Source organism: Bartonella senegalensis OS02 (assembly GCF_000312545.1).
GTDB lineage: Bacteria > Pseudomonadota > Alphaproteobacteria > Rhizobiales > Rhizobiaceae > Bartonella > Bartonella senegalensis.
The window spans coordinates 13,954-29,322 of record NZ_HE997543.1 but is presented as its reverse complement, the minus strand read 5'-3'; the positions used below and the strand labels follow the sequence as shown (position 1 = coordinate 29,322).

At 39.3% G+C, this 15,369-nt stretch carries 11 protein-coding genes, 1 pseudogene and 1 riboswitch; of the genes and pseudogenes, 6 read left to right on the top strand and 6 right to left on the bottom strand.

Annotation, left to right across the window (positions count from 1 at the left end):
• The first annotated feature begins 384 nt into the window (after window positions 1-384).
• Window positions 385-1,002, top strand: coding sequence for an SH3 domain-containing protein (locus BN200_RS07115; RefSeq protein WP_019221855.1), 618 nt, complete (start codon window positions 385-387; stop codon window positions 1,000-1,002).
• A gap of 66 nt (window positions 1,003-1,068) precedes the next feature.
• On the opposite strand, the gene BN200_RS07110 is transcribed toward BN200_RS07115, so the two are convergent.
• From BN200_RS07110 to BN200_RS07100, 3 genes are all read right to left on the bottom strand, one after another.
• Window positions 1,069-1,269: an Asd/ArgC dimerization domain-containing protein gene (locus BN200_RS07110; protein WP_019221854.1), complete on the bottom strand. Its 201-nt coding sequence runs from the start codon at window positions 1,267-1,269 to the stop codon at window positions 1,069-1,071.
• A 96-nt stretch (window positions 1,270-1,365) separates the two neighbouring features.
• Window positions 1,366-2,397, bottom strand: a complete 1,032-nt coding sequence (locus BN200_RS07105) for an aspartate-semialdehyde dehydrogenase (protein ID WP_034989346.1) — start codon at window positions 2,395-2,397, stop codon at window positions 1,366-1,368.
• A gap of 1,386 nt (window positions 2,398-3,783) precedes the next feature.
• Window positions 3,784-4,071 carry a helix-turn-helix domain-containing protein gene (locus BN200_RS07100; RefSeq protein ID WP_034989324.1) on the bottom strand — a complete coding sequence of 96 codons (288 nt, stop codon included), beginning with the start codon at window positions 4,069-4,071 and terminating at the stop codon, window positions 3,784-3,786.
• 998 nt (window positions 4,072-5,069) lie between these two features.
• Between BN200_RS07100 and BN200_RS07085 the strand changes: the two genes are divergently transcribed.
• Entirely contained in the window at window positions 5,070-6,305 is a 1,236-nt protein-coding gene (locus BN200_RS07085) for an MFS transporter (protein ID WP_034989343.1), read from the top strand.
• A 432-nt stretch (window positions 6,306-6,737) separates the two neighbouring features.
• Window positions 6,738-7,142: pseudogene (locus BN200_RS09390) on the top strand (type ISP restriction/modification enzyme); the annotation flags it as partial.
• 488 nt (window positions 7,143-7,630) lie between these two features.
• Here BN200_RS09390 and BN200_RS07080 read toward each other — a convergent pair.
• Both BN200_RS07080 and BN200_RS07075 read right to left on the bottom strand, forming a co-directional pair.
• Window positions 7,631-7,831 (bottom strand): Trm112 family protein, encoded by a 201-nt coding sequence (locus tag BN200_RS07080; RefSeq protein ID WP_019221849.1) that lies wholly within the window; start codon window positions 7,829-7,831, stop codon window positions 7,631-7,633.
• A gap of 13 nt (window positions 7,832-7,844) precedes the next feature.
• Window positions 7,845-8,507, bottom strand: coding sequence for an LON peptidase substrate-binding domain-containing protein (locus BN200_RS07075; RefSeq protein ID WP_019221848.1), 663 nt, complete (start codon window positions 8,505-8,507; stop codon window positions 7,845-7,847).
• 500 nt (window positions 8,508-9,007) lie between these two features.
• Window positions 9,008-9,107: riboswitch (glycine riboswitch) on the top strand.
• Window positions 9,108-9,244: 137 nt separating this feature from the next.
• Here BN200_RS07075 and gcvT point away from each other — a divergent pair.
• Genes gcvT through gcvP form a run of 3 tightly spaced genes read left to right on the top strand, consistent with a single transcriptional unit; the run spans window position 9,245 to window position 13,539 of the window.
• Window positions 9,245-10,363 (top strand): glycine cleavage system aminomethyltransferase GcvT, encoded by a 1,119-nt coding sequence (gene gcvT, locus BN200_RS07070; RefSeq protein ID WP_019221847.1) that lies wholly within the window; start codon window positions 9,245-9,247, stop codon window positions 10,361-10,363.
• Between the two features lie 6 nt (window positions 10,364-10,369).
• Window positions 10,370-10,738, top strand: coding sequence for a glycine cleavage system protein GcvH (gene gcvH / locus BN200_RS07065; RefSeq protein ID WP_019221846.1), 369 nt, complete (start codon window positions 10,370-10,372; stop codon window positions 10,736-10,738).
• A gap of 5 nt (window positions 10,739-10,743) precedes the next feature.
• Window positions 10,744-13,539 (top strand): aminomethyl-transferring glycine dehydrogenase, encoded by a 2,796-nt coding sequence (gene gcvP / locus BN200_RS07060; protein ID WP_034989341.1) that lies wholly within the window; start codon window positions 10,744-10,746, stop codon window positions 13,537-13,539.
• Between the two features lie 289 nt (window positions 13,540-13,828).
• Here the strand turns inward: gcvP and alr are convergent, their stop codons facing one another.
• Window positions 13,829-14,947, bottom strand: a complete 1,119-nt coding sequence (alr, locus tag BN200_RS07055; protein ID WP_019221844.1) for an alanine racemase — start codon at window positions 14,945-14,947, stop codon at window positions 13,829-13,831.
• Window positions 14,948-15,369 lie beyond the last annotated feature (422 nt).

Genomic DNA, 15,369 nt, shown 5'->3' with positions numbered 1-15,369 from the left:
ATTTTTTCTCATACCGTAAGCATTCTTAAAAAAATACCATAATGAATGAGCAGTAATTTTCCAAAATTTAGGTAATAAATTCTTCTATTGCAATTCTTTTTTGCGGAACCAAAGGCAATTTCAAAACTTCTTTAAAGTGACGATTGGCTAAATCGCTAAGCAATTTGATGAGGTTTTAGCAATACATCTATCAGGATAATATTGCGCAAGCAAGACAATAGGCTGTGTGTATGTCCGGTAGGGGATGAAGTTAAGAGAGTTTTCTCGAAATGTGGTGAATCTCTTTCAGGAGATAAAAAATCGATCACCACTTGATTGAAACAGGACAAATTTTTGCAGGGGCTAATATTTTGTCCTTGATATTTTAGGAGAGGAAGAAAAATAATGTTAAACAAGGATTTTTTATCAATCACACCGATTTTATTTGTTTTGGGGGGATTAGGGCTTGGAATAACTGTTTCCCATGCAACGGTTGCTCGTGTAGCATCGGGTCAGGCTGTCTTACGTACAGGTCCAGCAAAAATATACAGAACTGTTGCAACTGCTCCAACAGGAGCGAAAGTGCAAATTAATGGTTGTCTCTCCAATAAAGCTTGGTGTTCACTCTCCTATAATGGAAAAGTTGGTTGGGCTTCTGCACGTTATTTTAATGTTAACAATGTTCCTACCATCTCTTTTACACATATGCCCGTGAAACCAAATTCTGTGATAAAAGCACAAAAACAAAAAGTAAAACGGGTTGTTCATAGTTTTAAAAATCTTATGGTGCCTCAAAAAAAACAAAAAAAGGCACAAAAACTTTACAGAAAAGATGTGATTATCGATTCCACAACCGTTAAAAAAAGGGATGAACGAACGGTTTTAAATCCCTCTCCAAAAGCACAGGGGGTCTCTGTAAAGCATGTGAACGCTTATAATCCTTTTTTTCCGGATGATGTCAATTACAGAAATTTTGAACGCAATGAAACGCGTTACCGTATTGTAACTTATCCTGCTCCATAAGAATACGGAGAATCCAAAGATTATTGCTATGATAGGAAAAATACAGCAGTATGAGGCGTTTTTGCTTCATGCTGCCGTTTTTGTTTCATTTGCTGATCTCTGCTTTATCAGATTACGAGAAATGAGTAGTTCAGCGATTTGAACTGCATTCAATGATACTCCCTTTCTTAAATTGTCAGCTACAATCCAGAAAGCTAAGCCATTTTCAACGGTGATATCTTCACGAATACAGCTCACAAAGGTAGCCTCTTCGCCATTACTTTGCATGAGGTGTTAAGCGCTGTCCTTTTCGTATTTATCGATAAGCTGACAGCCCGGTCACATCGCGTAGAAGTCTTTTCGCTTCCTATTCCCGTTTTTGTTTTAGTTTGCTGATCTCTGCTTTATCAAATTACGAGAGATGAGTAGTTCAGCGATTTGAACTGCGTTCAATGCTGCTCCCTTTCTTAAGTTGTCAGCCACAATCCAGAAAGCTAAACCATTTTCAACAGTGATATCTTCACGAACACGGCTAATAAAGGTGGCATCTTCGCCAGTGCTTTCATAAGGTGTTATGTAGCCGCCATCTTCGTGTTTATCGATAAGCTGACAACCTGGTGCATCGCGTAGAAGCGTTTGTGCTTCATGGGTGCTTAGTGGTTTTTCAAATTCAACATTCACAGCTTCCGCATGACCAATAAAGACGGGAACTCGAACAGCTGTGGCGGTTAATTTGATCTTAGGATCAAGAATTTTCTTCGTCTCAACGGCCATTTTCCATTCTTCTTTTGTATAACCATCTTCCATGAAAACATCGATATGGGGAATGACGTTAAAGGCAATGCGTTTAGTGAACTTTTTTGATGTGATTGGATCTGCAACAAAAACTGCTCGTGATTGTTCAAAGAGCTCATCCATTCCTTCTTTACCAGCTCCAGAAACCGATTGATAAGTAGACACAACAACACGTTTAATCTGTGCTGCCTCATGGAGAGGTTTTAAAGCTAAAACAAGTTGGATTGTTGAACAATTGGGGTTAGCTATAATATTGCGCTTGGAAAATTGATCAATGGCTTGTGCGTTTACTTCTGGTACAATTAACGGAATATTGCTCTCATAGCGCCAAGTCGATGAGTTGTCGATGACTACACAACCAGCAGCAGCGATTTTAGGGGCATATTCTTTAGAAATACTTCCTCCAGCAGACATGAGGCATAGGTCCGTATCGGAAAAATCGTACGTATCAAGCGCTTTTACTTTTAAAGTTTTGTCACCATAAGAAACACTTTGCCCTAGGGAACGGCGCGATGCTAAAGGAACAACCTCATGAGTAGGAAAACCACGTTCCTCAAGAATTGTGAGCATTTCACGACCAACATTTCCGGTTGCTCCGACAACTGCAACTTTAAAGCTCATTTTTCCGTACTCCTGTCCTTCTCCATTTTGCTTCCCTAGGCTGTACCCAGGAGAAGGTGAGTTGGCCAGGAATGAAATCATAATATTGGAGGCCTTTTCAAAGGTCTTATTTTGTGAACGCCAATCATACTCTCCAATAGCACGAGGTCTATTCATTTCAAATGTACCATCTTGCTAATTTTAGAAAGCTGAGAAAGCCTGAATGTTTTATGCCAAGCTTTTGTGAACATCTCCTTGGCAGCGCTGCAATCTAGTGAATTGCTTATCTTCTGTCAATTGTTTAGCGTGAGAAGTTTGACTTTTATAATGATTGCACCCTGCCTAATAAAACATGTGCTTTTGCTGTTGCTTGTCAATTCATATCTAAATTTAGCGCAGCGGCATGCTTGAGGTAAAGATTGAGATCGATAAGGGATTGAGACGGATAAGGGCTTTTTCCGCTGTTGCAGTTTTTGTATGCCAGATAGGAGCAAGGATATTGCATCTCTCTGTTTAGTTAGTCTCTGAAGTGGCTAGACAGCCTAATTGCGAGAGTACGAAGTTGTAAAGGTGAAAACCAATCACCAGTGTTGCCCTCTCTATTTTAATTTGGTTTTACGATTTGCAAAAGCGTCTCAAGCAATATCTTTTCAATAATGGAGATTGCGCATTGTCTTACGCTTTTGTTGTTCATTTTCTTTAACATGGTTAACAGGGCTTTAACGGGGCTCTAACGGGGGCACGCTTCTTATGCAAAACAGAACGCCATCTGTTGGATGTTCACATGCTTGTTTTAAAGAGACATCCGTCAGCTTTTAAAGAGGTATCAGTCGTACCTTAAGCCCATTTTATGGTGGTGTCTGAATGCTATAGCGTAAAAGCCATTGAGTACCACCTTTTTACGCTTAGTTGAGCGCGTGCAAGATGGCACCTTGAGTACGTGCGCTGGTACTGTCCTCCTCCTTTGGTTAGCGCAAAATGTTGCTGGCAGCTCTTGTATTAAGTATTTTCTACCCATACACCAGTTCTGCTTATGACATGCAGGTAAAATTCAGACTCGCTTTTTGTAATGATTTATTGTTTGTCTGCATCCTTTGCCTTTAATTTTCATGAATGCCCTCTGCGAGGGGGGTGATGAGAGAATGTTATGAGATTTGGAGTTCTCATTTAAGTTAGAAAATGATTATTTATCCTTATAAATTAATATCTTGTATGATTTCTGTTGTGATGTTCTATACTGCCTTAGTGATATATGTTTTTTTATTGATGTGCAGGTTAAGATGGGGGGCGCGGTGTGATTTTCTTTCATGCTGTTTTGCATTTTATTTTTACTTAAGAAGTTCTTTTCATATGATAAAGGCGTTTATTGAAGAAACGCAAAAATCGTGATCATAAGAAGATGCCTTTTTAATCAGAAATCAACCGTAAGATTGCTCTCTGTTTTTTGGGGCTCAGTCCTCTGAAATTTTTCAAAAGCAAGTGTTCCACTTTGTTTGATATTCTGTCCTCATCATGGCAGAGATTATCTTCTTTTGTTGAGATATCGGTATAAAAGAAGGAAACAGGAACATCTAGTCTATCGGCAATTTCTTGCAAGCGTCCTGCACCTACGCGATTTATTCCCTTTTCATATTTTTGGATTTGTTGGAAAGTGACGCCTAAATGACAGCCTAATTTTTTTTGAGAAATCCCCATGATGCTTCTTCTGAAGCGAATTTTTTTGCCTACAGAGATATCATTAAAATGTGGATTTTGGGTTCGCACTTTGAAAAATCCCCCACCGGGTGCGAGCGCTCTCGCATTGGTATTCCGGGGTCTGGAAGCACTGACTCAAAGCAGTCTCTTGTTTTTAGTGCTGAAGAAGCACTTGGACATAACAAGAGCCCCCGGAAATTCCGGGATATCCGCAAAGCAGATTTATTCTAGTTTGAGTGTTTCAGGCTTCCAGGCCCTATTGATCGCCGCGTATACGATCAAAACTACAAGCTCATTCATAGGATAATTTCCTTAAAGCGTCAACCAGAGGTACGGCAGTTGTTTTGGTTGCGTTTTTTCAAAATTTAAATGCAACCGTTGCAATATGTCTTTGTTGTTTTCATAAGAATTTAGTCTATTTTTCTCTCTTGTTTTTGAAAGCCATCAATGCTTGCTATATGTTTTAAAGGGGGAGTTTCAGGTTTTTGACTGATTATTTTATTGATAATTTATTTCTTATCACTTGGTGTATTTTTTAACGGTATTGGGGGTAAGAGAAGCACTGTTCTTAAAATTATGCTTTTGGGTTGACACTTTAAAAACTCGCTTGTTGGTCGCGAGCACTGTCAAATTAGTATTCCTGATTTTATCAATATATTGATTTATAAGGATAAATAATCCTTTTTTAACTTGAATTACAACTCGAATATCGTAAGATTTTCTCATCACATATCCTCTCAATAGTGAATCAATTAAAATCACTTGTTTGCACGTCAAAAACAGAACTGGCATATGGGTAAAAATGAAGAAAGAAAGGAGTAAAAATGCCTCTTACGAACCGTCTTAGATGCCAAGAGTTTGAGTATTTCTTTAAAAGTTTTCTATTAACTTATTAAGCGATTTATTAGAATATACGATTTCTTTGAATTTCATATCACCAATTGTATTAAAGGTCGTGTAACTTTAAGTGTAAAAAAATTTACTATCGGATGGGTGATATGAAGTTATTTTTAAAAAAGAGTCCATTAGCTCTTTTTTCTTCTCTGTTTATTTCTAAAGTTGGTGATTATGCTTATGAAGTTGTTTTTATTTTACTTGTCTTAGAATTAACAGAGAACACCTTTTTTACAGGTCTTGTGTATTTTTTCCGATTTATCCCTTTTCTCTTTTTGGGCCCTATAGGCGGTTGGTTCGCGGATAATTTCTCTTTGAAGAAAAATATGATCTTCAGTGAATTGGTGAGATTATTCGCTTCATTATTCGTTTTTATAACCACTATAACAGGGACTGCACATATTCTTGTTCTGATTTTTGCCGCAATCTGCACAACGATAGGAAGAAGTATTTTCCAGCCAAGTTTTCAAGCTGCTATTGTGAGAATATTTCCAATAAATGAGCTTACAAAGGCAAATAGCATTTCACAAATTATAAATGAGACTGCATCTGTCATTGGTCCTTTACTTTGTTCGCTACTGCTTTTTTTAGCAAATAAATCGGCAGTCCTTATTTTTGATTGTTTTAGCTATTTTATCTCTATTCTCTTGTTATTGAATCTCATGAATTTAAATTCAAATGAGAGTAAATTATTCAATTTCATAAAAGTTTATCGAGAAACAGCTTCTTATCTTCAATCTATTTCTACTGAAAATAAACATTTATTTATTACGCTGATTGGCTCGTCGTTTGCTATTCTTTTTACTGGTGCAATTTTAAGATTTTTAATTCCAGCTTTTATTCTCTCTATCAGTGGAGAGGAAAGCTTTGTGAGCTATGTTTTTTCTCTCATTGCTGTTGGAACAATTGTGGGCGGCTTGTTCTATCATAAAATTATAGTCAAGATTACAGCGTTTAAGCTCATGGTCTTTTGGCTTCTGTATGGGGTTATTCTGTTTGTTATGCCTTTAGTGGCAATATTTTATTTAAAACTTCTCCTTGTATTCGCATTTGTTTTAGGATTTATTGGTGCATTTGTGGATATTAGTTTAGTCTCAGCTCTTCAATTATATTCTCGTCGTGAAGATCTTGGGAAGAGTTTTGGAACCTTCTCAATCCTCGCAAATTCTGCTGAAGCATTGTCTGGCTTTCTTGCTGGACTTTTTGCACTCGTGGGATTGTTGAGCTCTTTTTTAGCGATGTCTGCATCGATTATTTCCACTGGAATTATTGGAGTTATAAAAATTAAGCAAAATAAAGAGTTACCCCCTCTTAACACGACAGTAGATGATGATCATTGATGTATTTGATATATCCATGACGGTTCTTTTTTCTGAGACGGTTCGTTCATTATATTTGAAACAAAAGTCTTTATATTCCTAATTGCTTTTTGATGATTTTACGTAGAGTGGTGTTAATTTGCCAGATTTTACAACAGTTGCTTTGTCTCCAAAAGTAACGAAGGAGTGGAAACCTTTGTCTAAATCAGAGAATATATTGATTTATAAAGATCAATCAATGTCTTGTAACTTGAATGAGAGACCAGACTATCGTAAAATTCTCTCATTTCAAACCTGCTTATAATGAATCAATCAAAACCATCCCCTTGCACATCAAGGGAAGGGATGAGTGTATGGTTAAAAACCGTATAAGATAAAGACTAAAAATACCTCTTATGAGTCGTCTCAAGTGCCAAGGGCTGTCGCAATGTTGGAGAGGGCGGGGCTTGGTAGCGTGATGACAATTTTAAAGCATTTTTAGCCTTAGATGACAAGAATGTCCATGATAAAACCTCTTTGAAACATTCTCCTATGGTATTGTAACCAGTCTTGATGCCTGGGTATATAATTCTAGCCGTAAGATTTTAGCAAAAAATATGAATAATATGATTACTTTTTATAATAGCGACGTAAAATGTTTTAACGATACCCATCCACATGCTGATCGAAAAAAATGTGCAAGTGTCGTAGATGATTTTGTTAATTCAGATGTAAAAAAGATAAGTTGGAGTTATTAAGCAAGAATTCATAAGAGGAAAGGTTTTTGAATTTGAAGAAGCATGTCTCACGCAAAGTTCGTATCGTCCTTTTACACGACAATGGCTTTATTATAACCGTATCTTCAATGATGGAGTTTGGAATTACTGAAGCCGAGTCAGTCTTTTGCTTTTGCTTTTGGTGCTGAGAAGTACTTGGACATCACAAGAGCTTACGAAATCTCTGAAATACCCACAAAAAGAACTTACCTAGTCTTTGATTTTTGAGCTTCCAGATCCTATAGATTTCTAAGGATACTATCAAAATTACAAGCTTATTGAGAGGATAATTTCTTTGCTATTTGGTGTATTTTTTAACGTTATTGGAAGGCAATAGAAGTGCTATCTTTAAGATCGTGTTTTTTTGTAAGAGCGCAAAAGAATTTGCAGAAAACCCTCCTTCATGCATCTCTTAAAGCCACATAACATGAAAAGTTTTCCAAGAAAGTGGTGGGGGATAGCTTGTGAGAAAACTTCTTTTTCGAGCGAGAAAATATGAAAAAAAAACAGCAACACTAGAGATCTTTTGATGAAAAAATACTCGAGAACACTGCGCTATCATCAAGAAAAATGTATAAGGGCGGCTTACTCTTATGGGCTATTTTTTTCATTATTTTGTAAAGGACGGGCTTCGGAAGCAAGCATAATGGGAACACCGTTACGAATAGGATAGGCAAGTTTTGCTTTGAGCGAAATTAATTCCTGTGTTTTTCGGTTCAAAGAGAGGGTTCCCCCTGTAATTGGGCAAACCAGCAATTCAAGCATTTTGGGATCTGTGATCATTTTCTTCATGTTTTAATATTCATTAGTTTAAATAGTGATATGCGCCTGTTTGTTTCATGAGAGAGCATTCAGTTAGAGCGAGAAGTGTCTGAGCACGGCTTCCAATATCAGGAGCCTCTAACAGTGCTTGTTTTTCTGCCGGTGTAAAAGGAATAAGAGATGAAAAAGCATTCACTAATATAGGTGTGGGTGTTTGTATGATATTGCTCCAATTATATTCTATTTCATGCATCGTGAGATATTGCTCAACGATGTTGAGTAAATTTTCTCGATTAATGCTCTCTGAAAATTCTACTTCTTGTAAATCTTTTACATTTGATTGGATAAGAGCAATCCGATAAGATTTTGTGTTCACCAGTTCTTGTTCTAAAGTAAAGCGACAAACGCCTTGTAAGATAATGAAAAGCTGCCCATTTCCTGTTTCATTATAGTGCGTGATACGACCTATACAGCCCATTTTGTAAAGTTTTATGGGGAAGCAATTTGTTCCTGACAAAAGGGGTTGAATAATACCTAACAAACGGTTGGATACCATAACGTCTTCAACCATTTCGAGGGCTTCTGGTTCAAAAATGTTGAGCGATAAAAAACCTCCCGGCAATAAGAGCGCACCTTCTAAAGGAAAAAGAGCAATTTGCTTTGGGAGATCATTTTCGCAATTATAACAGATATTGCCAGCTTTCATTCGTGTTTTTAAACCTTATATATGGTGCGGTTTGATGCATAAAGAACCATAGTTTATGATATTACTTACTGGTAAGAAAAACCAACCCCTTGCGTGTTAAGATCATATTTCTCTCTCTCTATTCTTATAAGTATGTCGTCTTAGAAGAGAGTAAACTTTGTGGTTATAATAAGACCCCACAAAAGAGAATACTCTTTCTTAGTCTGTGAAGTTTTCCATTTTTTTCAATTAGCGTTTTCAGTTTTCAAGTCCAGTCGTGGACTTTCGCAATTTTCTTTTTACGTTGATAGCATCTGCCGGTAATGTATAAATTAATTTTCCTTGACTTTACTAAACCTTAAACAGCTAGGGTTTTTACAACGTTCTCTCGATATTATAAGCTCTTTAAAACACCCTATGCAAGTGTAAAATTAAGGTACACCAGTCATTTTGCTGATGACAGTGTGACGCAGATAGGTTATAGAATTAGAATATGTCGGAAAGAACGTTATCGTTTCTTTCATTCTTTTGCGGGAGAGTGCAGGTTGCGAGTTTTCGTAGCTGCCGCCGAAGGGGAAAATAGCCCATAATCTCTCAGGCTCTAAGGACCGTAAAAGAAGAAAGGCAGGTCTGGAAAGTCGGGAAAGTCCGCGCCGAAGGTGTAAGCGAAAGATCTTTTCGCGAGTCTCTCAGGTTTGTAACAGAAGGGTGCGGAGACGGACGTATTGTATGGACGTGAGTGCGACTTTGGAGATATTATGGGTACATCACAAGAATTTGAAACATCTTCTTTAAAAACACTTCCTTTATATGAATTGCATGAAAAAGCGGGGGCAAAATTTGGCGCTTTCGCCGGTTGGAAAATGCCTTTGACTTATCCTCTTGGAGTTTTAAAAGAGCATCTTCATACGCGTGCGCATGCAGGTCTTTTTGATATTTCTCATATGCAATTGATTGCTGTTGAGGGACCCCAAGCAGTGGAGTTTTTATCCTATGCTTTTCCCATTGATGCGGCATTATTAAAGATTGGTCAATCACGCTATAATTATTTACTCAATGAACAGGCTGGTATTCTTGATGATCTTATCCTTACCCGTTTGGCAGAATGGCGTTTTATGTTGGTTGCGAATGCTGGTAATGCACAAGCCGATCTTGCTGAACTAAAAAAACGTGCTGTTGGCTTTGATTGTCAGGTGATTGCTCTTGAAAGGGTTTTGCTTGCTCTTCAAGGTCCACAAGCAGCTGCCGTTCTTGCTGATGCGGGTTTGCCGGGCAATGAACTGTTGTTTATGCAAGGATTGGAAACACAACAAGATTGGTTTATTACTCGTTCTGGTTATACGGGAGAAGATGGTTTTGAAATTGCTCTTCCCATAGGACATGCACAGGCATTGGCTGAAAAATTGCTGAACGATTCTCGTGTTGCGTGGGTTGGTCTTGCAGCGCGCGACAGTCTTCGATTGGAAGCAGGCTTATGCTTGCATGGCAATGATATTACCCCTGATATTACGCCCATTGATGCTGCACTAACATGGGCTGTTCCCAAAAATGTTCGAGAAAAAGCCCAGTTTTACGGGGCAAAGGCTTTTTTGGAAGCTCTTGAGAAAGGTCCCTCTCGTTGTCGTGTTGGTTTAAAACCACAAACACGCCAACCTATTCGTGCTGGTGCCATGCTGTTCGATGATGAGGGTAATCGGATTGGGGTGGTAACATCAGGTGGTTTTGGCCCTTCTTTTAATGGTCCTGTTGCGATGGGATATGTTCCTGTTGGTTGGAAAGTGGAAGGAACAGAAGTTTTTACAGAGCTGCGTGGCAAAAAGATTGCACTGTCTGTCCATTCACTCCCTTTTGTTGAACAACGTTATTTTAAAGGATAATTTTTTATGTCTAAAACTTATTTTACACAAGATCATGAATGGCTTAGCGTTGAAGGGCAAGTGGTTACTGTCGGGATCACAACTTATGCTCAAGAGCAGTTAGGGGATTTGGTTTTTGTTGATGTGCCACAAATTGGAACCAAAATTTCTAAGGGAGATGCTGTCGCTGTTGTCGAATCGGTGAAAGCGGCTTCGGATGTTTATGCACCTCTTGATGGTGAAGTGGTCGAAATCAATGAAGCTTTGGCAGAGAGCCCTGAACTGGTAAACCAAAAAGCGGAAACAGAAGGTTGGCTCTGGAAAATGACCTTGCAGGATGAAACGCAACTTGAAGGGTTGCTCGATGAGGCTGCTTATCAGGAACTGATTGGATGAATACTATGTTAGAGCGTCCTTTTTTTTCTCGCCATATTGGGCTTCGTCCTGATGAAAAACAGAAAATGCTTGATGTTTTAGCTGTCGATTCTGTTGATACACTGGTTGCTCAAGCTCTTCCTCACTCTATTCATTTGGGACGGCCGCTTAATCTTCCAAAGGCTGCAAGCGAAAGCCAAGCTCTGGAAGAACTCTCCAAGATGATGGGGAAAAACAAAGTGCACAAAAGTTTTATTGGGCAAGGCTATCATGGAACATTTGTGCCTCCTGTTATTTTGCGCAATCTGTTTGAAAATCCAGCTTGGTATACTGCTTACACACCCTATCAAGCAGAAATTAGCCAAGGGCGTTTAGAGCTTTTATTTTATTTTCAGACATTGATTAGTGAACTCACTGGTTTGCCTGTTGCAGCTGCTTCACTTCTTGATGAAGCAACCGCTCTCGCTGAAGCTATTGCAGTGGCTTTCCGCTTTGTACGTGAGAAAAAAACAAAGATTTCTCTTCAGAGTCTTTTGCACCCCCAGACTTTGAGTGTTGCGCAAACGCGTGCGGAAACACAAGGGCTTCAGATGAGTCAAAATGGCGAAATTTGTTCTGATACTGCTGCAATTGTTCTCTCTTGGCCTGATACGAAAGGCTCTTTTAACGATTATAGTGAGGCCATTAAAGAGGCCAAAGCAAAAGGCGCGCTAGTGATCGTTGTCGCTGATCCTTTAGCGCTCACCCTTATGGAACCGCCAGCAAAATGGGGGGCTGATATCGTTGTTGGCTCTCTGCAGCGCTATGGCGTTCCGATGGGATTTGGCGGACCTCATGCGGGATATCTTGCGGTCAGCGATGCTTTAACGCGTCTTCTTCCGGGGCGGATTGTTGGTCAATCAGTAGATACGAAAGGGCGTGTTGGTTTCCGTTTAGCATTGCAAACACGTGAGCAACACATCCGGCGCGATAAGGCGACGTCGAATATTTGTACAGCACAGGCTCTTTTAGCCAATATGGCAACAGCTTATGCTGTTTGGCATGGACCGCAGGGGTTACAGGAAATTGCTCGGCGCATTCATCATTTAACATGCCGTTTTGTTGCTGGTTTAGAGGCAGCAGGTCTCTCTTGTGAAGGGGACTATTTTTTTGATTGTGTCAGCATTGTTGTTAAGGGAAAAGCAAGGGAGATTGCACGCCAAGCAAAAGCTGGTGGGCGTCTTGTTCGTGTTCTCGATGATGATAGGGTTGTCATCAATTTTGATGAATTGTCAACAGAAGAGGATGCCTATGCTTTAGCACAGCTTTTTGGTGCAGAGTTAGTTAATCAGGCTTCTCCAAGACTTATGGGAAAGGGGCGGGATACTGCTTTTCTTTCACAGCCTTTTTTTCATGAAGTTCATTCAGAGACAGATATGATGCGCTTTTTGCGTCGTTTGTCCGATAAGGATTTGGCATTAGACCGGGCAATGATTCCTCTTGGCTCTTGTACGATGAAACTCAATGCAGCAGCGGAATTGATGCCTGTCAGTTGGTCTACGGTGGCTCATATCCATCCCTTTGTTCCGCAAGAGGATGCCGCGGGTTATCAGGAGATGATCCATCAACTCAATACATGGTTGTGTGAAATTACAGGGTTTGCGCAAGTTTCTTTTCAGCCAAATTCTGGTGCTCAAGGAGAATATGCCGGGCTTTTGGCAATCCGCCGCTATCACCAATCGCGGGGAGAATATCAACGTACGCTTTGTCTTATTCCTGCATCTGCGCATGGTACCAATCCAGCTTCAGCCCATATGGCGGGCATGGAAGTTGTTGTGGTGAAATGCTTGAGCGATGGTGATGTGGATCTTGATGATCTTAAAATGAAAGCACAATTGCATAAGGAGCGTTTAGCCGCTCTCATGATTACCTATCCTTCAACTCATGGTGTTTATGAGGAAACTATTAAAGAGATTTGTTCGCTTATCCATGAAAATGGCGGACAAGTTTATTTTGATGGTGCTAATCTGAATGCGCTTGTTGGCCTTGCACGTCCGGCAGATATTGGGGCGGATGTTTGTCATATGAACCTTCATAAAACGTTTGCTATTCCCCATGGTGGTGGTGGTCCTGGTATGGGACCAATTGGCGTGGCTGAGCATCTCAAGCCATTTTTGCCAGGTCATGAACAAGAGGGGACAACATATGCAGTTTCAGCAGCGCCCTATGGAAGTGCCTCTATTCTTGTTATTACCTGGATGTATATTCGGATGATGGGGGCTGAGGGTTTGAAATCTGCAACACAAACAGCAATTTTGAATGCCAATTATATTGCTGCGCGTCTTTCAAAGGCTTATTCCATTCTTTATCGAGGTAAACAGGGACGTGTTGCGCACGAATGTATCGTCGATACACGCGTGTTGAAAGAACAGTACGGTGTGAGTGTTGATGATATTGCAAAACGTCTCATTGATTACGGTTTTCATGCGCCGACTATGTCTTTTCCTGTTCCTGGAACTTTGATGATTGAGCCAACGGAATCAGAGCCAAAAGCGGAAATTGATCGTTTTTGTGATGCTTTGCTCTCTATTGCTGAAGAAGCTAAGAAAGTTGGTAGCGGTGTTTGGCCAAAAGACGATAATCCATTGGTTCATGCACCACATACATTGGTTGATACATTAGATGATGCTTGGGCACGGCCTTATTCACGGCAAGAAGCTGCTTTTCCCAATAGCTCTCTTGATCCCGCGAATAAATATTGGCCTCCTGTTTCACGTATTGATAATGTTGCAGGTGATAGAACGCTTATTTGTTCTTGTCCACCCTTGGCAAACACCTATTAAATTTATTTGTTTGCCATTAATGAGAAAAGCCCACACATTTTGTGTGGGCTTTTTTGTTGCCTATTTGAATTAGATCATACTGTTTTGGGGTGCGTATTGGTTTTTCTTATGATCATCTTAAAATAAATTTGATGAGTGCCATTGTCATTCTTCATTTCAGCATTGTGATGACTAGAATTAAAGGTGAGCGCATTGCTGGATAGCTATTTGGTTTTTGAAAATTATGCTTGGAATGCTCTAAGAAATTTTTGTACTGAGAGGGGGAGTTCCTTTGTTTCTTGAGAGAGCTTTAAATGTAAATACGTTTATAGCGGTTTCCTAGAGAAGTAAGAATTTCATTAGGAATGGTATTGGCATCTGTCGCCACTTTTTCAAGAGTTTGATGCGGACCAATGAGTTCTATCCAATCACCTCTTTGAGGTTTTTTATCGAGATCGGTAGCATCAACAATGATAGAATCCATAGAAACGCGTCCAACAATAGGGAGTTTTTGTCCATTGAAATAAACGCTCCCTTTATTCGAAAGAATGCGTGGCCAACCATCTGCATAGCCAATAGAAATTGTTGCAAGAGTGCTTGGTCTGCGGGTCATAAAGCTTTCTCCATAACCAACAGGTTTTCCTGCGTCGGTAAAGCGGCTTTGAAGAACTTGGGCTTCAAGTTTTAAAACGGGTTTAAGAGTTGTTGGCTGTTTTCCTTGGGGATCAACACCGTAAAGTGCAATGCCGGGGCGTACAAGATCAAAATAAAAATCTGAACCAAGAAAAATGCCTCCAGAATTGGCAAATGAGATTTTACAGGAAGGCAACTTTCCAAGTATTCTCTTGAAAAAAGCCAATTGTGTATCATTGGATGAATGCGTGGTGTTCTCTCCATTGGCAAGATGACTGAGGATATATTTTATCTCTGCTTTTTCGAAAATTGTAGGCTGTTTGATAAGTTTTTGTAATTCTTGTTTATCAAGCCCTAAGCGGTTCATATTGGTATCGATTTGAATGATTGCTGGAAATTTTTTATGCTTTTTTTGGCAAAGTGTTTGCCAATCTTCGATAGCAGACCAAGAGTTCAGAAGAGGGACAATGCCCGATTGTGCAACAAATTCTTCTGCTTTATGTGGAAGCCCATTCAGAAGAGCAATCATGACATTTGTTGGTAAAACGGCTTTTAATTGAAGCGCTTCTTCGATTTGGGCAACAAAAAAAATGCGGCAACCAGCCTGATAAAGTGCAGGGGCAATTTTTTCAGCACCCAGCCCATAGGCATTGGCTTTCACAACCGCTGAACACTCGGTCGGGGCAACATGTTGGGCTAAAGTTCTATAATTCGCAACAATGGCGCTCACATTGATGGTTGCTATAGCTGTAGCAGGAAAGAATATATTTTCTTCATCCTTAATGGATTTGTTCATTTAAAAATCCTCTCTCGAGTCAGCGAAACATGAAGTTCCCTTTGGTTCTTTCATATAGTTTTCTATGATATAGGGAAAGGATATGCGTCCTCTTTGTTTTTATCAAAATCATGAGCAGTTCATACTGAATTATGTGTCATCAAAGCAATCTTTTAAGCTAAAATGCGTAGTTTGAGTATCATCAATAGAGTATTTTATTTTCTCTTTGTGTTTTTATGAACATGTAATTTACTGACAGTAGGGCATGGGCTTTATTCTCTTTAGGTAAAGCATCTTAAAAAATAAAGGCTAACCGGTAGTGTTGTATCGTTTTTTATAGTGAAATCAGAAAAAATTTTGGGATCAATAGTGCATTAAATTTCTTTTTACGACATTGATTAGAGAGTGTGATTTTGATAAAATTAACTTTGTCTGTAATCAAT

Bases quoted from the DNA above. Each gene is read 5' to 3' on its own strand.
- BN200_RS07115 (WP_019221855.1), top strand. From the start codon at position 385: ATGTTAAACAAGGATTTTTTATCAATCACACCGATTTTATTTGTTTTG.
- BN200_RS07110 (WP_019221854.1), bottom strand. From the start codon at position 1,269: ATGCAAAGTAATGGCGAAGAGGCTACCTTTGTGAGCTGTATTCGTGAA.
- BN200_RS07105 (WP_034989346.1), bottom strand. From the start codon at position 2,397: ATGAGCTTTAAAGTTGCAGTTGTCGGAGCAACCGGAAATGTTGGTCGT.
- BN200_RS07100 (WP_034989324.1), bottom strand. From the start codon at position 4,071: ATGGGGATTTCTCAAAAAAAATTAGGCTGTCATTTAGGCGTCACTTTC.
- BN200_RS07085 (WP_034989343.1), top strand. From the start codon at position 5,070: ATGAAGTTATTTTTAAAAAAGAGTCCATTAGCTCTTTTTTCTTCTCTG.
- BN200_RS07080 (WP_019221849.1), bottom strand. From the start codon at position 7,831: ATGAAGAAAATGATCACAGATCCCAAAATGCTTGAATTGCTGGTTTGC.
- BN200_RS07075 (WP_019221848.1), bottom strand. From the start codon at position 8,507: ATGAAAGCTGGCAATATCTGTTATAATTGCGAAAATGATCTCCCAAAG.
- gcvT (WP_019221847.1), top strand. From the start codon at position 9,245: ATGGGTACATCACAAGAATTTGAAACATCTTCTTTAAAAACACTTCCT.
- gcvH (WP_019221846.1), top strand. From the start codon at position 10,370: ATGTCTAAAACTTATTTTACACAAGATCATGAATGGCTTAGCGTTGAA.
- gcvP (WP_034989341.1), top strand. From the start codon at position 10,744: ATGTTAGAGCGTCCTTTTTTTTCTCGCCATATTGGGCTTCGTCCTGAT.
- alr (WP_019221844.1), bottom strand. From the start codon at position 14,947: ATGAACAAATCCATTAAGGATGAAGAAAATATATTCTTTCCTGCTACA.